Below are 25,116 nucleotides of genomic sequence, written 5' to 3'. Positions count from 1 at the left end.
ATGTCGTTTGGCCAGGCTAACGAGACCACTTATCTATTTGCCAGCTGCAAGACCTGGCATCGGCCCTATTTCGACGCCTTGTCCGAGGATGCCGACGCCCACTGGATCTGGGTCTCCTCCCCGGAGTCGCTGGTGGAGACATTAACCCGGATCACGCCCCGGTATATTTTTTTCCTTCACTGGAGCTGGATCGTTCCGCGATCCATCTGGAACCGCCACGAGTGTGTCTGCTTCCACATGACCGATGTGCCCTACGGTCGCGGCGGGAGCCCGTTACAGAATCTGATTATGGCTGGGCATCGTCATACCAAGCTGAGCGCCTTGCGTATGGAGGGTGAGATGGACGCCGGCCCGGTCTATGCGAAAAGGGATCTGTCATTGTCCGGCACCGCGCAGCAGATTTATCTGAGAGCGGGCGCCTTGAGCGTGGATATCATGCTCTGGATGATATCGACCGGGCCAGCGCCGACGCCCCAGACCGGTGAGCCGACCCTTTTCCAGCGCCGGACGCCGGCACAGAGCCGAATCCCCAAGGCCCTGGAGCTGGGTAGTCTCTATGACTTTATCAGGATGCTGGACGCTGACGGTTATCCCCATGCCTTTTTGGATTACGGTGAGTTCAGACTCGAATTGAGAGACGCGCAGCACCATGGCACTCAGCTGACGGCTGCCGTCACCCTGTATCAACGACCGAGTGAGGCCAATGATGGCAGCGATAATTGATGGCCGTAAGATCGGTGAAGGTCACCCGCCTTATATCATCGCCGAGGTGTCGGCCAACCATAATGGCTCTCTGGAGCGGGCGCTCGAGACGATCAAGACGGCCCATGACAACGGCGCCCACGCGGTGAAGATACAGACCTACACCGCTGATACGATGACCATCGACTGTGATCGTGATGACTTCATGATTCAGGGCGGCCTGTGGGGCGGTTACAAGCTCTACGATCTTTATCGGTGGGCCGAGACGCCCTTCGAGTGGCATCAGGCGATATTCGAGTACGCGGCCAGCATGGGCATCACGGTCTTTTCGACCCCGTTCGATGAGTCAGCGGTGGATCTGCTGGAATCATTGAATACGCCCGCTTACAAGATTGCCTCGTTCGAGGCGACCGATCTTCCGCTGATCCGTTACATTGCCAGCAAAGGCAAGCCGATCATCATGTCTACCGGGATGTGTTCCGAATCGGAAATCGCCGAGGCGGTCGCCGTCGCCCGGGAAGGTGGCTGTGAAAACCTGGTGCTGCTGCACTGCATCAGCAGCTATCCGGCGCCGATGGATCAGGCCAACCTGCGTCAGATGCCAGCGTTGACGGAGCGGTTCGGGACCATCCCCGGTCTTTCCGACCATACCCTGGGTACGACCGCTTCGGTGGCCGCGGTTGCGCTCGGTGCCTGCGTGATCGAAAAACACTTCACGTTGAGTCGAAACGACAAGGGCCCGGACAGTGAATTCTCCATCGAACCCGATGAGCTGAAGCAACTTTGTCAGGCGTCTTTCGATGCCTGGTCAGCCCTGGGGGCGCGCGGTTTTGACCGGCAGCCCTCGGAAGCGGGGAACCGGCACTTCAGACGATCCCTCTATTTCGTCAAGGATCTGGAGGCTGGAGAGAGGATTACCGCTGACCATATTCGCCGCATCAGGCCGGGCTTCGGGTTGGCCCCCAAATACTTCGACCAGCTCATCGGCAGGCGCGTCAAGCAGCGCGTCGAGCGGGGCATGGCCACGTCCTGGGACTTGATCGATGAGTAATATCGTCCTGGTGGTGGCGGCGCATTCCGATGATGAAGCGCTCGGCTGCGGCGGTACCATGGCGCGGCATGTGGCGGAAGGGGACACCGTCTATGCGCTGTTTCTGGCCGATGGAACCAGTTCGCGAGCCGGCGCTGACCCTGCGGATCAGGAGCGGCGCCAGCAGGCGGCGGAGTCGGCCCGGCAACTATTGGGTGTCGAGAAATATTACTATCTCGACCTGCCGGATAATCGCCTGGACAGCCTGCCATTGATCGAGGTGGTGCAGCCGCTGGAAGCCGTGATCGAAGAGCTGCGGCCCAATATCATCTACACGCACCACTATGGCGACTTGAATGTGGATCACCGGGTGGCGCACCAGGCGGTCTTGACCGCCTGCCGCCCGCAGCCGCATGCCAGTGTGAAAGAGATCTATGCCTTTCAGGTGATGTCCAGCACGGAATGGAATAGTCCGGGCGTGGTGCCTTTCCTTCCCAGTTACGCTGTCGATATCTCATACTATCTGGCGATCAAAGAAGCTGCCTTGCAGGCCTATGCCCTCGAAATGCGGGCGTTCCCGCACTCGAGGAGTATCCCTCATCTGCTGGATCTGGCGCGGCACAATGGTGCCGTCCATGGTCTGGAAGCGGCCGAGGTCTTCATGCAGATCCGGCGCATCAGGCAGTAGCGTATGCCATGAGCGATACCAGTCGCGATGCACTGCGCCGGTCAGGGGCAAGCTGATCACGGGTTGAGGCTGGCGGTCGGCGTCCATGGATCCTCTTTGCCGAGAGCCTTTCCCGGCCGGGTGCAGACCCGGTACGGGAAAGGCTCTTTTGTTGTCTGATGTTTGCCTATATGCCATGGCGGAGGGAAAGCCTTCGCGAGCAAAGATGCCCACGTCAGCAGAGGGGCGCAGGCGCGAGGCCAGGTGCAGGCAATAAACAGGAATGCATACAATACATAAATGCATGCATCGATACCTGTATTGAATGGTTTTTGTATGGCTGCTAATATTCTTGCGTCTACGGGAACCCGGGGCGGCGTATAGCGCCGATGCCCTCGGGAAGAGCGATGGTGCGATGGAAATCATGGGGGGCGGGGTATGATCCAGACAATACTGGTGCTGGCGGTGATCTTTGTGGGGGTGGCATTCGCCGTCTATCAGGTTTACGACATCTACTATGCGCAGAACGTCGGCGACGACGAAGCGCTGGCGATGCGTGAAGGGGCGAGCCGTGTTTCCGCGGCAGAGAGTGCGTTTGCGGCGCTGCGCGGGGTCTTTCCCGAGCGGTTGGTGAGCGCGGCACAGCGTGACGAGACGCTGTCGCGTAACCCTGAGCCGCTGCTGCGCCGGCGCAAGAGCATCGTGCTGGAGCAGGGGGTGAAAATTCGCTATCTGTCGCTGTGGACCGGCCGTCCGGTGGCGCATGACTGGCGCAAGGCCCTGCTGATCGTGGTGCTTGTCGACTGCCTGATCGCCATGTTTCTGGGCGGCCTGAGCCTTTATACCGTTGCTTACGAAGTGCCCGGCGCGACCTTTGCCTGGATGAACGACCCGGTGGTGATCCTGGTGCTGCTGGTGCTGGTGATCCTGTTGACCCACGCGGTGGCCAAGCTGGATCTCTACCTGCACGATCTCTATCGCATCGGCCGCCTCAATCGGTATCTCGCCTGATGCCGGTCTGGGCCGAAGATGTCATGCCGTGGGTGCCGCGACTCTCGCTGGCGACGCGTCCGCTCTATCGTGCCATTGCCGATGCGATCGCCGAGGATATCGCCAGCGGCCGCCTCGCGCCGAATCAGCAGTTGCCGACCCAGCGTCAGCTCGCCGAGCATCTCGGGATCAACTTCACCACCGTGACCCGAGCCTACAACGAGGCGCGGGAGCGTGGTCTGATCGAGGGGCGGGTCGGTAGTGGCAGCTACGTGCTTGGCGAGGCGCGGCCCGCCAAGGTGGCTACGCCGCTGCCGCCGCCGGAGGTTCGGCGCGGCGCGGACATGAGCATGAACCTGCCGCCGGAGCCGACCGACACCGAGCTGGCGGCGCAGATGCAGGCCGGCCTGGCCGCCCTGCAGCCGCGGCTGCCGGAGCTGCTGCGCTATCAGGAGTTCGGCGGTTCCACGCGCGACCGCGAGGCCGGCGCGGGCTGGCTATCGCGGCACTGGCCTGACGTGCCGGCGGCGAGGTTACTTGTCTGCCCCGGCGCGCAGAGTGCGCTGCTCTCTATCTTGACCCTGCTGAAAGCGACCGAGCCGGATGCCGTGGTGTGCTGTGCCGCGCTCACCTATCCCGGTCTACGCGCCGTGGCCGGGCAGCTGGGTATCCGACTGGTCGGCTTGCCGATCGACGAGGCGGGCATAGATCCCGAAGCTTTCGCCGCCGCCTGCGCCCGCTACTCGCCGCGCGCGCTCTACTGCAATCCGACCCTGCACAATCCCACCGCGGGGACGATGACGCCCGCCCGGCGCGAGGCGATCGCCGAGGTGGCGCGGCGCTACGGCGTGCCGATCATCGAAGACGATGCCTACGCCGCGCTGCCGCGTCAGCCGGTGGCACCGTTGGCGAGCTATGCGCCGGAATCGACCTACTATATTGCCGGGCTGGCCAAGTGTCTGGGCGCGGGGCTGCGGCTCGCCTATGTGGTGGCGCCGGGGCAGGCCGAGGCGCGGCGTCTGGCCGGTGCCATGCGCGCGACCACGGTGATGGCATCGCCGTTGAATGCCGCACTGGCCACCGAGTGGATCGAGAGTGGCATCGCGGCGCGCTGGCTGGAAGCGATACGCAGCGAGACCCGTGCCCGCTACGCGCTGGTCGGCGAGTGGCTGCCCCAGGGCAGTTTCCGCGGACAGCCGGACGCCTTCCATATCTGGATACCCCTGGCATCCCACTGGAGCCGGGCGGCCTTTGCCCATCGTCTGGGCAACTTCGACATCAGTGTCGTACCCAGCGACGCCTTCACCGTCTCCGGACAGCCGCCGGAGGCCGTGCGCGTCTGTCTGGGCGGCGCCATCAGCCGCCAGTCGCTGGCGGTGGCCCTGGGCGATATCGCCCAGACCCTGCAGAGTCGCCCGGATCAGCATATCGGCGTGATCTGATCCCCGCTCTCGGCGAGCGCATGTCTTTTTCAGCACCGTCCCTGGAAACGCTAGGCAAGGGTACCTAGAGACGGTAGGCCAGGGTCGCCTGCACCTTGCGATAGCGGGTGTCGCTGCTGCCGACGACGGCTACACCGGCAAAGTCGACATTCCAGCGCTGCCCCAACTGATGTGACAGTCCCACGCCCAACTGCTCCCGGCTGGGGTCATCCTCCTCGATGAGATTGACCCGACTGTCCACGTGGGCGGTGATGTTGTGATAGTGCAGCACGCTGGCGTAGAGCTGCCCGTGGGGCAGATCGTAGCCCAGCTTGAGCCCGCCGAAGAGCTCACCGAGCTCGACCCCGTAATCGCTCTGGGTGCCGAGATAGCGCCCCTGCAGCTTGTCATTGAGATAGGCGCCGCCGGCGGTCACCCCGACCTGCCATTGATCCAGGCGTGGAAGATAGTAGGTCGTCGAGCCGCGCGCGCCCCAGCGCTCGCCATCGAGATCCACATCGCCGTCCAGATAGCGGTTGCGACTGCGGCCATCCAGCGACTGATAGAGTCCAACCGCATCGAACACCCAGCGGCCATTGTCGACGGCCACGGCGGCGTAGGGGGCGATCACGTCACCGCCGAGATCGACACGCGCGACCCGGTTGGTGGTGGTGATATCGACTGAGCTGTGCCCGGTGGCGATTCCCAGCAGCCAGTCGTTGCGCTTCCAGTCGATGCCGACGAACGCTGCCTTGCCGTCGCCGTCATAGGCGGTGGTGTTGGCACGCCCCTCCAGATCGCTCGCTTCGCTGGCCACCCAGACGTTGAAGCCACGACCCGCGGCAAAGCGCTGGCCCTGGCGCGGGGCATTCGAGCGCGCCCGCCCGGGCTGCATGGCGCTGTCGATCTGACTGGAGAGAATGCCGAAGTTCTGCGCCATCGCCTGCTTCTGGGCGCCGCGTAGCGCCATGTCGGTATCGAGCATGCCCAGACGAGCGGCCAGTTGCAGCAGGCGGCTCGGCGAGAGCGCGTTGAGTGACCGCTCCTCGACCAGCGGATTGCCGTTGGCGTCCAATAGGGTGATCGGCGTCGACCCCTTGAAATCGTCCAGCGTCTGGCCCTCGGGGAGAACCAGCGTGACGGGCTGGCCGTTGAGGGTGGCGGAGAGGCGATTGGCTGTGGCGATCGAATCAGGTGTACCCTCCCAGCTCAGGGTCAGCGGCCGGGTGTCGACCACGCTGGAGATCGAGTAGACCGCCGCTTGATCGCCCTTGTCATAACCCGCTTCGAGGCTTGCAGCCGTGGTCGTGACGTTGACCCGATTGCCGTTCACATCCAGCGCCACGCTGTCTCCCTTGACCAGGTCGGCCAGCGAGGTCTGGCCGTCGGGCGAGCTGATAGTGAATTCACGGCCGTTGTTCAGTTTCAGGCTGGCCTGAGTAGCGTCTATCGAGAGGGCATCCTGGTTCTGCACATCGGGCAGTGCCTGGCCAATTTGAATCAGCTCTGCCAGACCGAAGCCGGCGGCGGCCACGTTGGGGCAAGCGGTAAGCGTACTCAAGCCGAGTACGGCCGCCTTGATGTCGATCCGCATCGCTGCTGTTCCCTGTCGGTTATATGAGTTTTGTCATCGGCAAATAAGGGGCAGAGTTCAGCATGACGGACGAGAAATAAAATACAAGGTGGCTCTAATGTAGTGAGGCGACTCGACGCGAGGAGAGGGGGCTTGCTCGGAGATTGAGGCGGTAAAGGCAAGGCTGCCGGTTTGTTCTTTGCGGGTAAAGTTCGCGTCTAGCGTTGGCCCCACCTACGAGGGGGAATACGCGCTGAGGGAAGACCGCGGCGTGGCGCCGCGGTCGCGGGAGCGATTGGCCTGCTTACTGGATGCGGGCCTGCCACTCGACCTGAAGGACGTCCAGGGTGCGGTCGATCTGCTCGCGGGTGTGCTCGCAGTTGAGGAAGAAGCGTAGACGGGCGCTCTTTTCCGGCACCGCGGGGTGCAGGATCGGTTGTACGTTGATGTCGTGCTGGAGCAGGGCGTCCGAGAGGCCGGCGGCGAGCACCGAGCTGCCGACGATGATCGGTACCACCGCAACGCCGATGCTGTCGCCGATGTCGAAGCCGCGCGCCTTGGCCTGTTCGAGGAAGTAGCTCGAGATGGTGTGCAGGTCGCGCAGGCGCTGCGGTTCCTCTTTCATCACCGCGAGCGCGGCGAGTGACGGGGCGGCGACCTGGGCCGGCATGCCCACGCTGTAGAGAAAGCCCGGCGCAAAGTAGCGCAGCATCTCGACCAGTTCGCGGCAGCCGGCGATATAGCCACCGCAGCCGGACATCGTCTTGGAGAGCGTACCCATCCAGATATCGACGTCGGTGGCCGCCACCTGACAGTGCTCGCGCAGCCCCAGGCCGGTGTCGCCCATCACCGCGAAGGAGTGCGCCTCATCGACCATCAGCCACGCCTGGTGGCGCTGCTTGATCTCGACGAAGCGCTTCAGATCGGGGGCGTCCCCATCCATGCTGTAGAGCCCCTCGATCACCACCAGCACGCGTTCGAACTGCCCACGGTGGCGCGCCAGCAGGGCCTCGAGTGCCGCCGGGTCGTTGTGGGCGAAGCTCATCCGCCGCGCGCCGGAGAGCTGGGCCCCCACCAGGGTGCTGTTGTGGATGTACTCGTCGTGCAGCACCAGATCCTTGGGTCCGAGCAGGTAGCCCAGGGTCGAGACGTTGGTGGCGTGGCCGCTGACGAACACCACCGCGTCCTCGACCTCGTAGGTCTCGGCGATGGCGCGCTCCAGCTCGTGGTGGATGGGGCGCTCGCCGGAGACCGGTCGGCTCGCCGAGACCGAGCTGCCGTAGCGCTTTAGCGCCTCGATGCCGGCCTGGATCACCTTGGGGTGGTGAGCCAGCCCGAGATAGTTGTAGCTGGCGAAGTTGATGCACTCGCGCCCACCGATGGTGGTGGTGGCCCCGGCGGTGCCTTCGTGGACCTTGAAGAAGGGGTCGGGGATACCTAGCCGTTGGCCACCTTCGCGCATCAGCTTCAACTGCTGATAGCCAGGGTGGCGGTCGAAACGGGTAAAGCGTTCGTCCACGCCGGCGCCTGCGGGGCGCGGGCTGGGGGCATCGCCCGCCGGGCGCTGCTGGCGCCGTTGGCGGGCCTGGTCGAGCAGACGCTGCTTGAGCGTATCGGACTGACTCACGGTTTGCTCTCTCCGGGGACTTGCCCATCCTGCAGCTCGCTGACCCCGTGGCGGGCTGCGAGACTGCTGATCGATTCGTCTTCGTTATCGCTGTCGCCACCGTCGCCACGCAGCTTGTGCATCAGATAGTCGCACAGCTTGGCCAGGGTGCCGGCCTCGCTGAGCACCATCACCGGGACCTGGATACCCAGGCGCGACTCCAGCGCGGTGACCAGCTCGACCCCCATCAGCGAATCGAAGCCCATGTCGTAGACCGACTTGTGAATGTCGATCTTCTCTTCATCGATCAGCAGAATCTTGGCGAGTTCCTTGCTGAGGACCCCGATCAGGGTGTCGTAGAGCGCCTCCGGCTCCAGACTTGCCAGCAGCTGCTGCAGGTCCTCGTCGCCTTCGCTGCTGCCGTCGTCGCTGGCGCTGCGGGCGATCTCTCGGTAGCGCGGCGTCTCCGCCGTGGGCAGGAAGCGCGCCAGCGCGCGCCACTCCAGCTCGAGCACGCCGAGCGAGGCGACATTGGCCACCAGCATGCGCTCGAGCACCTCGAGGGCATCGCGGGAGGTCAGTGCTTCGCCGCCCAGGCGCTCCTGCAGGCTGTCGCGGGTCTGGGTATGCCGCGCGAGGAAACCGACATCCTCGATCGCCCCCCAGCGCACCACGGTGGCGGGGCGACCCTGGGCGCGTCGCTGCGCACCGAAGGCTTCCAGCCAGTGATTGGCGGCCACATAGCTGGCCTGGCCGGGGTTGCCGAAGAGCGTGGTCGCGGAGGAGTAGACCACGAAAAAATCGAGCGGGTCGTTCGCGGTCAACGCATCCAGATGGCGCGCACCGTCGAGCTTGGGCGCCATCGCGCGGCGCACCCGCTCGGCGTCGAGATTGCGGATCAGGCCATCGTCGATCACCGTGGCGGCGTGCACGATGCCCTTGAGCGGACCCAGGGCATCGCGGGCGGTGTCGAGTACCGCGCGCAGGGCCTCGGCATCGGTCACGTCGCAGGCTTCGGCATGCACGCTCACACCCGCGGCCTGCAGCCGTGCCACGCCGGCCCGGGCCTCTTCGGTGGTGGCGCCGCGGCGTCCCAGCAGCAGCAGCTTGCGGGCACCCTTGGCGGCCAGCCATTCGGCGGTGGCGAGGCCGAAACCGCCCAGCCCGCCGGTAACCACGTAGGTCGCGGCGGCATCCAGGGTGAGAGTGAGATCGTCACTGGGCGTCGGTGCGATCTGCGGCGGACGCTCGTAGGTGACCACCACCTTGCCGATCTGGCGTGCCTGCTGCATGTAGCGGAAGGCCTCGACCACCCGATCGCTGCCGAAGGCGGTGTAGGGTAGCGGTGCCAGGGTGCCGTCGGCGAACAGCGCCATCATCTCGCCGAACAGTTCGCCGGTCAGGCGCGGCAGCTCGCGCATCAGCTGGTCGGAGTCGACCCCGAAATAGCTCAGGTTATTACGGAACGGACGTAGCCCGACCTTGGTGTTCTCGTAGAAGTCGCGTTTGCCCAGTTCGATGAAGCGGCCGAACGGATTGAGCACACGCAGGTTCTGGTTGATCGCCTCGCCGGCCAGCGAGTTGAGCACCACGTCGACCCCGCGGCCGTCACCGCCGTTGTCCACCGAGAGATCGTGCAGAATCTCTTCGGCGAAGGTCAGGCTGCGTGAATCATAGAGCCGCTCCACGCCCATCAGGCGCAGGAAGTCGCGTTTTTCCGCGGAGCCGACCGTGGCGTAGATCTCGGCGCCCAGCCAGCGGCCGATCTGGATCGCGGCCAGGCCCACGCCGCCGGCGGCACCGTGGATCAGCAACCGCTCACCCGGCTGCAGGCGGGCCAGATGCTTGAGCGAGTAGTAGACGGTGAAAAAGGTCGTGGGGATGGTGGCCGCGGCGGCGTAGCCGATCTCCGCCGGAATCGCGGCGACGGCGTTGGCATCGGCGATCAGGCGGTCGCTGAAGCTCGCCGGGCCGAAACCGACCACGGCATCGCCGGGTTTGAGCGGGCTGTCGGCATCGCCGACCCGCACCACTTCACCGGCGAACTCCAGCCCCAGGGTGGGGCCGGCGAAACCGTTCTCGATCGCCTCGTCCGAGAGCAGGCCGAGGGCATACATCACGTCGCGGAAGTTGAGCCCGGTGGCCTTGACCGCCACCTCGACCTGCCCCGCCTGAGGCGCGGCCAGCGTATGGGGCTGCCAACGCAGATGGCGCAGCTGACCGGGCAGCTCGAAGCCCAGGCTGACCGCGTGGCCGGCGCCGATCTCGCGCTGCTCGGCTTCGTTGACGCTGCCCGGCGCTGGCTCGAGCCCGAGACGCGGCACCCAGCGCGCGCCCTCGGCGTCGAGCACGACCTCGCTCTCGGCATCCGGCATCTCCAGCTCGAACAGCAGGGCGTCCAGCAGCGCCTCGTTGGTCGCTGCGTTTGGCGGCAGATCGAGCAGCCGCACCTGGCGGCTGCCGGCCTCGTTCTGCAGGGAGCGGCCGAAGCCCCACAAGGCCGCGTCTTCGGGCGGTGTGGCGCTCAGGATATCCATCGCGCCCAGGGTGGGGCCGACGCCCTGGGTAATCAGCCACAGTGACGCCTCACTGCCACTGGCTTCGAGACTCTGCAACCACTGCATGGCGAGCACGCAGCGTGTTTCGGCGTCGCTGCCGAGGCCGCGCAGGTCGACCACCTGGGTCGCTGCGACCTCGGCGAGCAGTGCCGCCGGTTCACCATCGTTGCGCCGCGAGACCGTCTCTTCGAGGGCGTTCAGGCGCGCTTCCAGCGCGTTTGCGAGGGGCTGAGAGGCGGCGTCGGCCAGGATCAGCCAGTGTGCCGGTGCGGTCTCGGCACGCTCGTCGTTATCATCGCCCGGCGTGGCGCTGGCCAGCGGCGGCTGGGCTGTCAGCAGTACCAACCCGCCATGGTCGCTCTCCAGGGCATGCTCGGCGATCCCGCGGTAGCCGAGCATCTCGAGCTGCTCGCGCACCTCATTGAGCGCCGCGGGCAGGGTGTCGTCCGCCAGGGCCAGCGACAGGAAGCTGCGCCAGTCGCTGTCGCCCTGGGCCAGCAGCGCGATCTGCGCCTCCTCGTCGAGTTGCTGCGGCAGCGTGCGCAGTAGCGCGGCGGTCTCTTCGCGGGTGCCGTCGAGGGTGATCAGCGCGACCGTCGCCCCGATATCCGCATCGGCCGCGTCGGTGGCGATCAGCTCGACACGCGCATCCTGCTCGGCCAGCGCCTCGGCTTCCTGGCGTGCACTATCGCGCAGTGGAAGAAAGCGGAACGCCGCGCGGTCACCGGGAATGCCCTGGAGCAGGCGTTCACCCAACTGCGGCCGCGATGCCGCTGCCTCGAGCAGGATCAGCCGCTGCTGCGGCGGCAGCAGCTGCAACGAGAGCTGGTACTGCGCCTGCCAGGTGTCGGCCAGCGCGAACCAGCCGCGCTCACCCACGCTGGCCTGGATCAGCCGGGTCATGCGCGCGCTGTCCAGCCCCAGGCTCTCGGCATCGAGCTGGCCGTCGAGCCACTCGGCCAGGTGCAGGCCGAGTCGGCCGACGCTGTGGGTCAGAGCGGCGTAGTCGGGGTAGTCGCGGATCAGCAGGTTCCAGATCGTGGCGGCGTCGATCTCTTCCGCTTCGCGCAGCTGCCAGCCGGCATCGGTCTGACTGACCACGCCACTGGCCATGGCAAGCTCGATCACCCGCTGTCGGCGCTGGCGCAGATCGGCCGCGCCGCTGTCGAAGCGGGCCTGCGGCATTTGGCCGTCGGCATCGGCATGCGGGCGCAGCGCCTGATCGAGGAAGGTCGCGACCAAGGTGTCGAGCAGCGGCGCGACCTCGTCTGCGTAGCGGCCACCGGTCACTTCGCGGTAGCGCGTCTGCAGCTCGCTCAGGGCGAGCTCGGCGCTGGCGTCGTCCAGCGGCAGGCTGGCGGCCTCGCGCGGTGCCGGCACCAGGCGGTGGTCGAGATAGCTCAGCCGGTGCTGGGGGGCGTGGCGCAGGCGTGCAGCCTTGAACCGGGCGCCCTCGACCACCGCGATGGCCTGGCCGTCGGCGGCGTAGAGCGCCACCTCGGCGCACAGCGAGTGGGGCGCACGGCTGGTGAGGCGGACCTCCATCCACGCCGGCGGTGCGGCGTCGAGACGCAGCTGCAGCCGCTCCAGACGCACCGGCACGAAGGCCATCCCGCCGGCGGCGGCGAGCTCATCGGCCAGCAGCGGGATGAACAGTTGGAAGGCGCTGTCGAGAATGCCCGGGGCGAGCAGACAGTCGCGCTGCCCCTCGGCTATCGCTGGCGGCAGGTCGATGCGCCCCAGGGCGCGGTCATCCTCGACCCAGATGGCGTCGATGGCCTGGAAGCCGGGGCCGTAGTCGAGCCCGACGTGGGCCGCCATCGCCAGGTGGCGTTCGCGGCTGATGTCAGGGGCGCGCTGGGGCAAGCCGGCGCTGCGCCGGCTCAACAGCAGGCCGCGGGTCTGGGCGGCGATGCGGGCGCGGGCGTTGAGGGTCCAGGCATCGTCGCTGGCCGGCTCGCGGGTCTGCATGGTGAGGCTGCCATCGGCCTCCTGCAGCTCGAGCAGCAGCTTCTTGCCGTGGCTGGCGTCGAGCAGCAGCGGGCTCAGGATCTCGAGTGCCTCGATATCGAGCAGTGGGCTGGCCTTCCAGGCGCTGGCGGCGGCCAGCGCCAGCTCGGCGAAACCGGCCCCCGGGAACACGGTGGCATCGCCGACGCGGTGGTCGGCCAGCCACGGCAAGCGCCGGCTATCGAGCTGACTCTCCCAGGCCCAGCCCTGGCGGGCGAGACGGTAGCCGAGCAGCGGATGTTCGTAGTGGCGCGCCATCAGCCCCTGGGTATCGCCGGTGGGGCTGACCCAGTAGCTTTCGCGCTGCCAGGGGTAGTGGGGCAGGTCGACGAAGCGGCCGACTACCGGGAACCAGTGGCGCGGTGACACGCTGCCGCTGGCGAGCAGGCCGGCGAGGCTGGTTTCGACGGCAGTGAGACCATCATCGCTGCGGGCCAGGGTGCCGAGTACGCAGCCCGGCTGGGCGTCGGCGGCGAGGGCGTCGCTGAGATAGCGGCGCAGGATCGGCTGCGCGCCGATCTCGACGAAGGTGCGGGCGCCTGCCGTGATCAGGGCGTCGATAGCGGGGGCGAACTGCACCGGCTCGCGGATGTTGCGCCACCAGTAGTCGGCGCCCAGCTCGCGACCGGGCAGGCGTGTGCCGGAGACGGTGGAGTAGAAGGGCAGCTCGCCGTCGCCCGGGGCAAGGGGGCCAAGGGCGTCGATCAATGGGGCGCGAATCGGGTCCATCGCCGGGCTGTGGAAGGCGTAGTCGAGGGGCAGTCGCTTGGCGAAGATACGCTCGGCGGTGAGCGCGCTCTCCAGACGCGTCAGCGCTTCGGCCGGGCCGGCCAGGGTCACGCCCTTGGCGCTGTTGACCCCGGCGATCACGATCTCGGCGTACTCGGGCGCGTCGAGCCAGCCCTGCATCGCCTCTGCGCCCAGGCCCACGGCGCTCATCTCGCCGCTGCCGCGGGTGCGGCCCTGGCCGGCGCTACGGTGGAAGATCACGCTGACCGCGGTCTCCAGCGTCAGCGCACCACAGGCCCAGGCAGCGGCGACCTCGCCCACGCTATGCCCGGTGACCGCCGCCGGGCGCACGCCCTCGGCGGCCAGCAGCCGGGTCAACCCCACCTGCAGCGCGAACAGCGCCGGCTGGGCGATTTCGGTGCGCGCCAGGCGATCTTCTCCCGACTCATCGCGGGCCTGATTGGTGCCGTTCAGCTCATCGCGCAGGGAGAAGTCGGCATGGCGCTGGAACAGCACATCCACTTCGTCGATGGCGGCGGCGAATACCGCCGACTCCGCCAGTAGGGTCTGCCCCATGCGCTCCCATTGACAGCCGTTGCCGGTATACACGAACACCGGGCCGTGGTCGTCGGCGACACGCTCGGCGCTGGCGCTGCCGGGGACGCTCTCGCCGGCGGCCAGGGCGTCCAGGCGCGCGATCGCATCCCCCGCGCTGGTGCTGAACAGCACCGCGGCGTGGGGGTGGGCCTCGCGGCGGAAAGCCAGGCTATAGGCGGTGTCGTAGAAGGCTTCGGGGTGGCTGGCCAGGGTGGCGCTCAGGCGGCTGGAGAATTCGCGCAGTGCTTCCGGGCTGCGCGCACTCAGGCACAGCGGTAGCTGGCGGTCGGCATCAGCGGCCGCGGGCTGCGCCATCGCCGGTGCCGACTGCAGCAGCACATGGGCATTGGCGCCACCGAAGCCGAACGAGTTGACGCCGATGGTCAGTGTGCCTTCGGCCTTGAGGCGGCGGGGTTTGTCGACGATCTCCAGATTCCAGCCGTCGAGATCGATGCGCGGGTTGACCTTGCGGATACCGATGGTCGCCGGAACCTCGCGCTCGCGCAGGGCGTAGATCGCCTTGGCCAGGCCGGCGACCCCCGAGGCGGTCTCCAGGTGGCCGAGGTTCGACTTGACCGAGCCGATGGGCAGCGGCTGGCGTCGCTGCTGGCCGATCGCTGCACCGATGGCGCGGGTTTCCAGCGGGTCGCCGACCGCGGTGCCGGTGCCGTGGGCTTCGAGGTAGTCGATATCGTCCGGGGTGAGGCCGGCGCGCGCCAGGGTCTGACGCATCAGTGCCACCTGGGCGTCGGCATTGGGCACGGTCAGGCCTTTCTTGTAGCCGTCGGTATTGACCCCGCTGCCAGCGACCACGGCGAGGATGCGATCGCCGTCGGCTACCGCCTTGTCATAATCCTTGAGCAGGAAGACGCCGCCGCCCTCGGAGCGCACGTAGCCATCGCCGTCGGCGTCGAACACCTGGCAGCGCCCGGTGGGCGAGAGCATACTCGCCTTGGAGAAGATGATGAAGCCGAACGGGTGCAGGTGCAGGCTGATCCCGCCGGCCAGGGCCATCTCGGTTTCGCCGCTGCGGATCGACTGGCACGCCTGGTGGAAAGCGACCAGCGACGACGAGCACGCGGTATCCATCGACATGCTCGGCCCGTGGAGGTCGAACAGATAGGAGATGCGGTTGGAGGCGATGCTCGAAGTATTGCCGGTGGCGGTGGAGGTATCGATCGCCGACATGTCGTCGGCCATGCGATAGGAGTAGTCGAGACTGGCGACGCCCATGAACACTCCGCACTGACTGCCACGCAGGCGCTGCGGGGGGATGCCGGCATCCTCCATCGCTTCCCAGGTCATCTCCAGCAGCAGGCGCTGCTGCGGGTCCATTTGCGCCGCCTCGCGCGGGGAGATGCCGAAGAAAGCCGCATCGAAGCCGGAAATGTCGCCCAGACTGCCGGCGGCAAAAGTATAGCTGGTGCCGGGATGGTGCTTGTCGGGGTGGCGATAGACCTCATGGTCCCAGCGGTCCGCGGCGACCGTGGTGACCAGGTCTTCGCCGCTCTTGAGCGCTTGCCAGAAACGTTCTGAAGTCGGGGCGCTCGGGAAACGATGAGCCGCGCCGATGATGGCAACGCGTTGGGTCATTGGGACTCCTTTCTCCGTAGCCTGGGCTACGCCTTGCTATTGTTGCGTCATCGCCGGGGCGCTGTTTGCGCTATCGCCGTGTGTGCGATAGGCGGAGACAGCGTCCCTTGGGGCATCCAGGTCCTTGGCGCAGCGCTGCGCCCACGTGGCGTCGACATCGCCTGGTACGTTCACGGCCTGTGCACGTGCTCAGGCGTCTCGCCGCCATGCTTGCCCGTCGATTGCCTGCTTACGTGCGCTCGATGATGGTCTGGTAAATGGTGGTGCCCAGCTTATCCGCTGAGAGTGTCATGCGCATCTTATCGCTTGGCCCGGCGTCGGTCTGCCAGATGAAATAGTTCGTCAAACCATCCGGCTCGCCGTGATCGGCATAGACCCCCGGCATGATCGGTACGTGATCGCCGTAGAACGCCAGCATGCCGGGCCTGTCGGCTGTCGTCAGGAGCTCCCTGAGACGCGCGAGCATCTTGTCGCAGTTGTTGAGGTGGCGCAGATAGACCGCGAGATCACCGTAACCGGCAGGCAGCTCGCCCTCGATCCAGTCGGCGGCCACCCTGGGGTCGGGCGTCTCCAGATGCAGCGGGCCATGGTTCTCCATGCTGATCACGAACACGAACAGCGGCTGCCCCGCGTCCGCGGCGAGCAGCTCGCGCACCTTCTCGGCGAGGGCCAGATCGCCGGTGTACTGACCATCGCGGTCGGCCTCGTCGAAGGCGGTGATATCGATGAAGTCGTCGAACCCGAGCTGCGGATAGACCCGATCGCGCAGATAGAAGCTGGCCGGATAGGGGTGTACGCAGACCGTACGATAGCCCAGTGCCTTGAGTGCACCGGCGAGGTTGCGCACCGGCATCCGCGCCAGCTGATGGTAGGGATTGAAGCGGTGGCCGCCAAGGGTTTCCGGGGTCAGGCCGGTGAGCACCGCACACTCGGTGCGCACGGTGTTGGCACCCCAGGCGGGGACCTCGAGACGACCCGTGGCCAGCGCTTCATCACCCAGGGCATCATACTCGCGCAGAATCTCCATACGTACGCTGGGGTACCAAGTGCGCGGATCGAAGAACGACTCGCTCTGTACCAGTACCAGGTGCGGCAGGGTGTTGCTGGCGGGCGGTGTCGCCGGTTCGGGGAAGGCCGCAGCGTTGCCGCCCGCTGCCAGCGGTTGGCGCAGCAGCCTGCCATAGGCCCACAGGTAGGGGTAGAGCCCCAGCTCGACCAAATCGCGGTTGGGCTCGAGCGTGCAGGCCGGCAGGCGCGACAGGCATAGCCACAGGGCGATCGCGCTGGCGGCACTCAGCGCCAGGGTGGCGAACAGGCTCCAGGGGGCATCGGGGCGTGCGAACAGTGAGGGTTCGAGCCAGAAGCCGGCGGCGATGGCCAGGGCGCCGGCGCTGCTGGCGGCAATGGTCAAGCCGATACCGAAGAACGGGATATAGAGACGTGGATGCTTGACCGCATCGACGAAGTACTCGAAGTCCTGGCACAGGAAGGGCTCGCGCAGCGACGCCGACTTGGTGTTGTTGACCTGGACGATCACCATCTGCAGCGAACCGGCGATCACCACCGCGAACCACGGCCGCTGCACGATCAGCAGCCACAGCGTGAAGTGCAGCAGCGTAGTGGCCGCGTGCACGCCGATCACCGCCGCGGGACGCTGCCACAGCGGGCGCGGGCGCGGCTTGAGCAGCAGCTCGAACAGCGAGGTGAGCAGCAGCGTGGTCATCACAGCGCCGAGGGTGTGAGCGATACCGGCACTCATGACTTCGAGCCCTCGGCGTAGTCGAGCCACTTGAGCAGGCGCTGGGAGATCGCCGCCGGCAGCACGGCCAGCCACCAGCAGCCGAAGTCGAGCGGGAAGGGAAAGCTCACGCGTGCGCGATTGCGCGCCACGCCCGTGGCGATGCGCCGGGCGGCCCGCTCAGGCTGCCACAGGAACGGCTTGGGTCCGGGCATGTCATGGCACATCTGCGAGCTGACGTAGCCCGGCATGATTACGCTGACACCGACGCCATAGGGCGCCAGCCAACCGCGCAGCGCCTCACCGTAGGCCTTCACGCCGGCCTTGCTGGCGCTGTAGCTGGGCGTCACCGGCAGCCCGTGGTAGGCGGCCAGCGAACTCATGAAGACCAGCTGGCCGCGCCCCGCGGCGCGCATGCGCTTGCCCAGGAAGTTGCCCATCGCCATGGGTACGCGCAGGTTGATCGCGAGCAGGCGGCTGGCGTCGTCCCAGGCTTCGCCCTGATTGTCGGTGCCGATATCGATGTTCATGCCGGCATTGACGATGACCAGGTCGGGCGGTGTCGGCGTGCACAGCGATTCGAGCCAGGCGAACAGGGCGTCGTCGTCGTTGAGGTCGACGCGGCTGGTCTCGACCTCGGCACCCAGTCGCCGGCAGGCGTCGGCGACTTCCTCGAGCACGTCGCTGCGCCGCCCGTGCAGTTCCAGCCGGCAGCCCTTGGCATGCGCTTCGGCGTAGTACTTGGCCAGGGCGGCGCCAATGGCACCGGTGGCTCCGGTGATGACGATACGTCTCATGAAGCAATCTCGTCCTTGAGTTGTTGCAGCGGCGAGCGGTCACGTTCCATGACCTGCAGGGCATGCCCGGCCGCCAGCTCGATACCCGGGCGGCAGTAGAACCCGCCGTTGATCTGGACCGTCTGCGCCACGGTTCGGCGATAGGCCCGAAACAGTGCCGCATCCGGCTGCGGCCTATTCTGCCAGAAATCGTCCAGCTTGCCCTGATGGGTGAGCCCGGGCATGTCGTAGATCGGTGAGGCCAGAGTGTGGGTGGGGCAGCCGAAGCCGAGTGAGACGTTGCCGGCGGTACTGTTGACGGTGACCAGCCCGTCGGCGCGCTTGAGCAGGGCCTCCAGATTGCCGCCCTCGAGATAGACCAGGCGATCCGCCAGATCGTACTCCTTCATCAGCACCTTGATCATCCGGGCGTAGTGGGCCAGGCCCATGTCCAGCGGGTGGTTCTTGATCACCAGGCGAGCGCCGGCGGGTGCGTGATAGGCGAACGAGGCCACCACCTTGCCGATCACCTCCTGCATGTTCTTGAAGTCGGAGTGATAGCGAATCTGGGCATCACTCTTGAGCTGCAGCGGCAACAGAAAGAAGGGGCGATTCTCGGTCAGCAGCGCGTGCATGCGCTCGTCGTCGCGTCGCGCGAGGTAGGGCATGCGCGCCTTGCGCAGCAGAAACCCGGCATACTCCACCGGCGCGGTGACCAGGGCGTGGTTGCGGTAGTGCGGATGCAAGAACGGGTTGGCCACCCCGGCCAGGTGGTAGAGCACGTCGTGGCGAGCGCGGGTGCTGAACTGGTTGGGGAACGGCTTGGGCTTGCCGGCGCTGGGCAGGCGTCGACCCGCCTCGAGATACCACTCCGGGTCCCGCGGCAGCAGCGAGTGGGCGTTGACGCCTTCGCGTTCCAGGGTGACCCAGTAGGGGCGGAAGTAGCCCTCTTCGAATACGTGGTTGCGGATGCCGCGTTCACGCGCGGCGAGAATCGCGCGGCGATGCACCGGGCGGCGATCGCCGAACACCACCTGGTCGGTCACCGCGTGACGCTCCCAGATCCGGGCCAGGTAGTCAGGGATTCGTTCGGCATGGCCGCGGTAGGCGTAGGTATTGCCGTGGTGCCAGTAGAGACTGTCACCGACGGTGAAGTTGACCTTGATCACGCGATGCCCTGCCGCAAGGAGCTGCTCGCCGAGCCGGTCGAAGAACGGCGAGCAGACACCTTGAAGCAGCAGAAAACACTTGCGGGACGTCGTCAACTCATTGCCTTTTGGAAAACAGGTTGCGGTAGAGGCGATAGGCGCGGGTGCGCAGGGAGAGCCCACGGCGCTTGCTGCGCTGCTGGCGCATCAATTCGATGGCGGTGTCGGCATTGCAGTAGTCGCCGCTCTGCGGATCGACATAGGTCGGGTAGAGCAGCAGCGCCCCGGCGATCAGCTCGTCGAGATCCAGGCGGCGCGTGCGCCGTGGACTGTGCAGACGATCATGGGTCAGCCCCCAGCCGGCGTAGAACGGCAAGCCGTAGGTGTGTACCGCGACTCCGCGCATCAGCCCCTCGAAGCCAGTCAGCGAACACATGGTGTGAATCTCGTCGGCCAGGTCGATGAGATCGATGATGTCGCAGTCGACCAGCTCGAGGTCGAACAGACCCTGGGCCTGACGGTCGACCAGCCCGATCCGCGCCCCCGAGGTCACGTCCGGATGCGGCTTGTAGATGATGAAGGCATCCGGGCGGCGTTCGCGTACGGCGGTCAGCAGCTGCTGATTGGTCTTGATCTCCGGCGAGCCCTGGGCGATCGAGGCGTCGGTCTCGACCTGGCCCGGCACCAGCACGATCGGCCGGGTGCCGATGGCTTCGCGCGGCAGCGCCGGGTGGCTGCGCCCAACGACGTTGTACTTCGACAGCTTGAGTTCGATCAGCCGTTCGCGCAGACGCGCCGCCCGGGCCAGCAGGGCGGCATCGAAGGTGGTGTGTTCGAGCAGCTGCTCGAGATCGCTGGTGTGATTGGCGTCGTAATAGAGACCCTGGGCATCGAAGGCGAGCGAAAGTGGCCGGGTCAGATCGACCCCGAGGCCCACCGAGCGCACGAAGCCATCCTCCATGCGCCACAGGCGTACGCCGTGCGCTTGGCACAGCGCCCTGATCTCCGGGGTGAGCTTTTGCCCCCACACCACCAGGCTGTCGCAGGCTGCGAGTTGCGCCGCCAGCGGCGTCTTCTCGTGGCTGAACTGCACCGTCGCCGCCGGACCCAGGAAATCTCTGACGAAGCTGCGCTTCCAGTTGGAGAAACCCAATGCCAGCCAGTGACCTGCCAGACGGTCGCGCTGGCGTTTCTGGTCGGCGAGCAGGTCGAGGGTCTCCTCCAGGGTCGAGGGCGTCACGGTGTAGGGGTTGGCGTAGCGGCAGTAGCGCAGATAGGCCGCCGCGAACAGCTCCTCCAGCGTGCGCCGTCGCTGCCGCCGTGGGCATGACTGCGCGTCCCGGGTCAGGCCCCAGCCGGCGTAGAAGGGGACACCGAAGCAGTGCACCGGCTTGCCCGCCATCAGCGCTTCGAACCCGAGCTGACTGGTGACCACGTAGACCGCTTCCACCGCATCCATCAGCGCCCAGGGGTTGATGTCTTCGCCCATCAGGCGGCAGCGCGGCCGCGCCGCCGCCTCGGTGAGATAGCCGCGCTTGCGCCCGGCGATCACATCGGGATGGGTCTTGATCAGTATCTCGGCCTCGGGGTGGTCGGCCAGCGCCTGTTCGAGCATCCGCGTGAAGGCGGCAGCGTCGGCCATGCCGTGGGTAATCGAGGCGTCGTCACGGGTCTGGTCCACCACCAGCACGCGCGGGCACTCGGCCGGAGGCAGGGGGCGGTCCGGCGCGTGGTTGTACTTGGACAGACGCAGCTCGCGCAGACGCTGCATGGCGCATGCCGCGCGGGCGAGTTCGGCGGCGTCGAACTCGGCGTGGTTGAGCCAGCGCTCGAGATCGGAGGGCCGGGTGGCGTCGTAATAGATGCCGCTGAAATCGACCACCAGGCTGTGCGGCTGGGCGTGGTCGACCCCCAGTCCCAGCGAGCGCAGGAAACCGTCTTCGATCGCCACGTAGGGCAGGTCACGTCGGGCGGCGAGGCGACGCGCCCGGGCCGCGGTGGGCTTGAGCCCCCAGCCGACGACCGCATCGAGCGGGCGCCGGCTGCGCGGGCCGACATGCTTGAGCTGCGGATACTCCGGCAGCAGACACCCCACGATGTGCCAGCGCGCCAGACCACGGGAGAGATAGCCGGCCACGCGGCCCCCATCGGCCCCGACTGAAGAAGACGACGAGACTGTCGGATCGTTGTTCATATTGCGAGAAAAAGGCCAGACCGTCATCGAAATGGATCGCTACGCTACGCAACTTCCCTGCATTAGGCAATTGCCGGTGTGCGGGCGGCAGAGTGCGCGCAGTGTAGCGCATCGAGGGTTGGATTTGGGGCGTTTTCAGTCGTCAGATCGCTGCAGCAAGGGAGGCGATGGCTGGCGTTTCAATGTGTATCGATTAACGCGCTAATCGAAGGCGTAAATGTAATCAAGGTTTTCTCATGGAAAAGGCGAACCGCACGAGTATGAGAGCCTTCATGTATTGAGGTGTCTTGCTCTCCGTTTTCTTTCATGGCCGTTCTGGCGTCGATGTCTGGCTTTCTCATGAATCGCAGAGGATGGTGCCCATTCACCACCGGGGAAAGTGCATGTCTGGTGTTCAAGGAACGCCCCTTCAATTTTTGTTTTTTTCTAAAAATGCTATAAAAAACAGTCTCTTGAATTCGTTTAGAAAATCTCAATTCTTGCGATTAATTTGTTGATCGAGAACTTGATAGAGTCATGTCATTAATCGATTTTTTGCAATTACAAAAAGAAACAATATGGTTTTATGAAGTTTGACTCGTCGAAGGGTTTCACCGAAAAAGAGCGCGAGGTCGCCACTTTAAGAGAGCCGGCGATAGCACTGATGACTGCCTCTTTCGCTGCCGTGTAGCGAAACGTCAACACGATCCGGCTGGCGCCGGAGTGGCCCGTGATTACAGGAATTGACATGTCTGCGTCTGCCAGCATCAGCGGTGTACATGACTTTGAGTCCCCAGGCATCCCCGCAGGCGTTAGCACGGGCGTCGGTGCTGCTGCGCCACCTTGGTATCGGCCGGAGGCACGCGGATGAGCGTGCTGACGACGTTGTGGCAGACCCACCTCAGGCAGCTCGAGGCGGAGTCGATGCACATCATCCGCGAGGTCGTGGCCGAGTTCCGCCACCCGGTGATGCTCTACTCCATCGGCAAGGACTCCTCGGTGATGCTTCATCTGGCGCGTAAGGCGTTCTATCCGGGCTCGCCGCCGTTCCCGCTGATGCACGTCAACACCACCTGGAAGTTCAAGGAGATGATCGCCTTCCGCGATCGCATGGTGGCCCAGGTCGGCATGCCACTGATCGAGCACATCAATGAAGAGGGGCGAGTCGCGGGCATCAACCCTTTCGACCACGGCAGCGCCAAGTACACCGACATCATGAAGACCCAGGCCCTCAAGCAGGCGCTGGACAAGTACGGCTTCGATGCCGCCTTCGGTGGCGCGCGGCGCGACGAGGAGGCCTCGCGGGCCAAGGAGCGGGTCTACTCGTTCCGCGACAGGCACCATCGCTGGGATCCCAAGAACCAGCGCCCGGAACTGTGGAATCTCTACAACGGCAGGATCGGCTCGGGCGAGTCGATCCGCGTGTTCCCGCTCTCCAACTGGACCGAGCTGGATATCTGGCAATACATCCACCTCGAGTCGATTCCCATCGTGCCGCTCTATTACGCCGCGCCGCGTCCGGTGGTGGCGCGCGACGGCCGGCTGATCATGGTCGACGACGCGCGGCTGCCGCTGGCCCCGGGCGAGGTCCCCGAGGAGCGCTGGGTGCGTTTTCGCACCCTCGGCTGCTACCCGCTCACCGGCGCGGTGGCGTCCCACGCGGCGACGCTGCCCGCGATCATCCAGGAGATGCTGCTGACCCGCACCAGCGAACGTTTCGGACGCGCCATCGACCACGATCAGGCGGGCTCGATGGAGAAGAAAAAACGCGAAGGCTACTTCTGAACCGGCCATGTCTGAACCGGCCATGTTCGAACCAACCATCTTTGAGCCAACCAAGCCGTGCCGGCCGGCGCCCGGGCGCTACCTGCCACCGAGAGGGAACACCGTGTCACACGCATCAGCGATGATCACCGACAACATCGAGGCCTACCTGAGGGTGCACGAGCGCAAGGGGCTCCTGCGCTTCATCACCTGCGGCAGCGTCGACGATGGCAAGTCGACCCTGATCGGTCGCCTGCTGCACGACGCCAGGATGATTTTCGAGGACCAACTGGCGGCGGTGGCGCGGGACTCCAAGCGCTGTGGCACCACCGGTGAGCGCATGGACCTGGCGCTGCTGGTCGACGGCCTGCAGGCGGAGCGCGAGCAGGGCATCACCATCGATGTCGCCTACCGTTTCTTCTCCACCGACAAGCGCAAGTTCATCATCGCCGACACCCCGGGACACGAGCAGTACACCCGCAACATGGTCACCGGGGCTTCCACCGCAGACCTGGCGGTGATCCTGATCGATGCCCGCCTTGGGGTGCAGGCGCAGACCCGTCGGCACAGCTTTCTGTGCGACCTGCTGGGCATCCGCCATCTGGTGGTGGCGGTCAACAAGATGGATCTGGTTGGCTACTCCCGCGAACGTTTCGAGGAGATCGTCGAGGCGTACCGCCACTTCGCTACTAGGCTGGCGGCCACGGATATCCGTTTCGTGCCGCTCTCCGCGCTGGAGGGTGACAACGTCGTCGACCCCAGCGAGCGCATGCCGTGGTATCAGCTCGGTGGCCAGCGTGGCCCGGCGTTGCTGCCGCTGCTCGAGCAGATCGATATCACCACCCCGGCGCCGTTCGAGGCGCTGCGCTTTCCGGTGCAGTACGTCAATCGTCCCAACCCCCACTTCCGTGGCTACTGCGGCACCCTGGCCGCCGGCACCCTGCGTCCGGGGGATGCGGTGCGCGTGCTGCCGTCGCGGCGGCGCGCCAGGGTGGCGCGCCTCGTCACCACCGATGGTGATCTCGAGATCGCCTATCCAGGCCAGTCGATCACCGTGACCCTCGACGCCGAGGTCGACGTCTCGCGCGGTGACATGCTGGTGGCGGAAGCGTCGGAGCTGACGCCGTGCAGCGCCTTCAGCGCGGATCTGGTGTGGCTGCACGAGACGCCGCTGGCGCTGGGCCACGAGTACGAGCTCAAGGCGGCGACCCGTAGCGTCTGCGCGCGGGTGGTGCGACTGCAGCATCAGGTCGACGTCGACACCCTGGCGCACATGCCCACGCAGCAGCTCGCGCTCAACGGGATCGCGCGCTGCCAGATCGAGGTGGATCAGCCGCTGGTGCTGGACAGCTATCAGCGCTCCCCGGGCACCGGCGCCTTCGTGCTGATCGATCGCTTCAACCACCTGACCGTCGCCGCCGGCATGGTCGTCGACACCCTGAGCGCGGCCAATCTGGTGTGGCACGACATGGCGGTGACCCAGCGTCGCCGCGCCGAGCGTCACCGTCAGAAGCCTTGCGTGGTGTGGTTCACCGGACTCTCCGGGGCCGGCAAGTCGAGTGTCGCCGATGCGCTCGAGCGCCAGCTCTTCGGCATGGGCCACAGCACCTATCTGCTCGATGGCGACAACCTGCGCCACGGCCTGTGCAGCGATCTGGGCTTCGGCGACCACGAGCGCCTGGAAAACATGCGCCGGGTCGGCGAGGTGGCTCGGCTGATGGTCGACGCCGGAATGATCGTGCTGGTCGCGCTGATCTCCCCCTTCCGCCAGGAGCGCCAGCGGGTGCGCGAGCGGATGGCGCCGGGCGAGTTCATCGAAGTGTTCGTCAATACCCCGCTCGAGGTGTGCGAGCGACGTGACCCCAAGGGGCTCTATCGCCGCGCACGGGCAGGGGAGATCGCCCAGTTCACCGGCATCAGCTCACCCTACGAAGCGCCCCAGCACCCCGAGCTCGAGATCGATACCTCGCACGATGACCTGGCGCTGACGGTCGCCGGGCTGATCGCCGCGTTGCGGCGCGAGGGCGTCATTTGAACCGTT

14 protein-coding genes are annotated in these 25,116 nt (G+C 66.0%); 7 read left to right on the top strand and 7 right to left on the bottom strand.

Going from position 1 to position 25,116, the window contains the following annotated elements; all coding sequences use genetic code 11:
- From DOM66_RS04530 to DOM66_RS04510, 5 genes are all read left to right on the top strand, one after another.
- The gene (locus tag DOM66_RS04530; RefSeq protein ID WP_110689366.1) at positions 1-723 is read left to right on the top strand and encodes a methionyl-tRNA formyltransferase; all 723 of its coding nucleotides are present in this window, start codon (positions 1-3) and stop codon (positions 721-723) included.
- Positions 704-1,753, top strand: coding sequence for a pseudaminic acid synthase (gene pseI / locus DOM66_RS04525; RefSeq protein ID WP_188115135.1), 1,050 nt, complete (start codon positions 704-706; stop codon positions 1,751-1,753). Before DOM66_RS04530 ends, pseI begins: the two co-directional genes overlap by 20 nt.
- Entirely contained in the window at positions 1,746-2,420 is a 675-nt protein-coding gene (locus DOM66_RS04520; protein ID WP_110689364.1) for a PIG-L deacetylase family protein, read from the top strand. The genes pseI and DOM66_RS04520 overlap by 8 nt, the downstream gene beginning before the upstream one ends.
- A gap of 417 nt (positions 2,421-2,837) precedes the next feature.
- Positions 2,838-3,410 carry a hypothetical protein gene (locus DOM66_RS04515; protein WP_110689363.1) on the top strand — a complete coding sequence of 191 codons (573 nt, stop codon included), beginning with the start codon at positions 2,838-2,840 and terminating at the stop codon, positions 3,408-3,410.
- Positions 3,411-3,433: 23 nt separating this feature from the next.
- The gene (locus tag DOM66_RS04510; protein WP_223161894.1) at positions 3,434-4,831 is read left to right on the top strand and encodes an aminotransferase-like domain-containing protein; all 1,398 of its coding nucleotides are present in this window, start codon (positions 3,434-3,436) and stop codon (positions 4,829-4,831) included.
- Between the two features lie 64 nt (positions 4,832-4,895).
- On the opposite strand, the gene DOM66_RS04505 is transcribed toward DOM66_RS04510, so the two are convergent.
- The 7 genes from DOM66_RS04505 to DOM66_RS04470 form a co-directional block, all read right to left on the bottom strand.
- Positions 4,896-6,404: an autotransporter outer membrane beta-barrel domain-containing protein gene (locus DOM66_RS04505; RefSeq protein ID WP_110689361.1), complete on the bottom strand. Its 1,509-nt coding sequence runs from the start codon at positions 6,402-6,404 to the stop codon at positions 4,896-4,898.
- A 283-nt stretch (positions 6,405-6,687) separates the two neighbouring features.
- The gene (locus tag DOM66_RS04500; protein ID WP_110677326.1) at positions 6,688-8,010 is read right to left on the bottom strand and encodes an aminotransferase class I/II-fold pyridoxal phosphate-dependent enzyme; all 1,323 of its coding nucleotides are present in this window, start codon (positions 8,008-8,010) and stop codon (positions 6,688-6,690) included.
- The gene (locus DOM66_RS19870) at positions 8,007-15,476 is read right to left on the bottom strand and encodes a type I polyketide synthase (RefSeq protein ID WP_245392354.1); all 7,470 of its coding nucleotides are present in this window, start codon (positions 15,474-15,476) and stop codon (positions 8,007-8,009) included. Before DOM66_RS19870 ends, DOM66_RS04500 begins: the two co-directional genes overlap by 4 nt.
- Positions 15,477-15,705: 229 nt before the next feature.
- Complete coding sequence (locus tag DOM66_RS04485) at positions 15,706-17,235, bottom strand: LTA synthase family protein (RefSeq protein ID WP_110689360.1); 1,530 nt, start codon at positions 17,233-17,235, stop codon at positions 15,706-15,708.
- Complete coding sequence (locus DOM66_RS04480) at positions 17,232-18,011, bottom strand: SDR family NAD(P)-dependent oxidoreductase (protein ID WP_110689359.1); 780 nt, start codon at positions 18,009-18,011, stop codon at positions 17,232-17,234. The genes DOM66_RS04485 and DOM66_RS04480 overlap by 4 nt, the downstream gene beginning before the upstream one ends.
- On the bottom strand, positions 18,008-19,255 hold the full coding sequence (locus DOM66_RS04475; RefSeq protein WP_110689358.1) for a capsule biosynthesis protein: 1,248 nt from the start codon (positions 19,253-19,255) through the stop codon (positions 18,008-18,010). The genes DOM66_RS04480 and DOM66_RS04475 overlap by 4 nt, the downstream gene beginning before the upstream one ends.
- Position 19,256: 1 nt before the next feature.
- Positions 19,257-21,275 carry a capsular polysaccharide biosynthesis protein gene (locus DOM66_RS04470; protein ID WP_342588183.1) on the bottom strand — a complete coding sequence of 673 codons (2,019 nt, stop codon included), beginning with the start codon at positions 21,273-21,275 and terminating at the stop codon, positions 19,257-19,259.
- 903 nt (positions 21,276-22,178) lie between these two features.
- On the opposite strand from DOM66_RS04470, the gene cysD reads away from it, so the two are divergent.
- Both cysD and cysN read left to right on the top strand, forming a co-directional pair.
- Positions 22,179-23,096 carry a sulfate adenylyltransferase subunit CysD gene (gene cysD / locus DOM66_RS04465; protein ID WP_188115134.1) on the top strand — a complete coding sequence of 306 codons (918 nt, stop codon included), beginning with the start codon at positions 22,179-22,181 and terminating at the stop codon, positions 23,094-23,096.
- 103 nt (positions 23,097-23,199) lie between these two features.
- The gene (gene cysN / locus DOM66_RS04460) at positions 23,200-25,110 is read left to right on the top strand and encodes a sulfate adenylyltransferase subunit CysN (protein WP_110677334.1); all 1,911 of its coding nucleotides are present in this window, start codon (positions 23,200-23,202) and stop codon (positions 25,108-25,110) included.
- Positions 25,111-25,116 lie beyond the last annotated feature (6 nt).

The organism is Salinicola endophyticus (assembly GCF_003206575.1).
GTDB lineage: Bacteria > Pseudomonadota > Gammaproteobacteria > Pseudomonadales > Halomonadaceae > Salinicola > Salinicola endophyticus.
This window is presented reverse-complemented; position numbering and strand designations above follow the sequence as displayed.

Excerpts from the sequence above, each read along its gene's own strand:
- DOM66_RS04530 (WP_110689366.1), top strand. The coding sequence starts at position 1 with ATGTCGTTTGGCCAGGCTAACGAGACCACTTATCTATTTGCCAGCTGC.
- pseI (WP_188115135.1), top strand. The coding sequence starts at position 704 with ATGATGGCAGCGATAATTGATGGCCGTAAGATCGGTGAAGGTCACCCG.
- DOM66_RS04520 (WP_110689364.1), top strand. The coding sequence starts at position 1,746 with ATGAGTAATATCGTCCTGGTGGTGGCGGCGCATTCCGATGATGAAGCG.
- DOM66_RS04515 (WP_110689363.1), top strand. The coding sequence starts at position 2,838 with ATGATCCAGACAATACTGGTGCTGGCGGTGATCTTTGTGGGGGTGGCA.
- DOM66_RS04510 (WP_223161894.1), top strand. The coding sequence starts at position 3,434 with ATGCCGTGGGTGCCGCGACTCTCGCTGGCGACGCGTCCGCTCTATCGT.
- DOM66_RS04505 (WP_110689361.1), bottom strand. The coding sequence starts at position 6,404 with ATGCGGATCGACATCAAGGCGGCCGTACTCGGCTTGAGTACGCTTACC.
- DOM66_RS19870 (WP_245392354.1), bottom strand. The coding sequence starts at position 15,476 with ATGACCCAACGCGTTGCCATCATCGGCGCGGCTCATCGTTTCCCGAGC.
- DOM66_RS04485 (WP_110689360.1), bottom strand. The coding sequence starts at position 17,235 with ATGAGTGCCGGTATCGCTCACACCCTCGGCGCTGTGATGACCACGCTG.
- DOM66_RS04480 (WP_110689359.1), bottom strand. The coding sequence starts at position 18,011 with ATGAGACGTATCGTCATCACCGGAGCCACCGGTGCCATTGGCGCCGCC.
- cysD (WP_188115134.1), top strand. The coding sequence starts at position 22,179 with ATGAGCGTGCTGACGACGTTGTGGCAGACCCACCTCAGGCAGCTCGAG.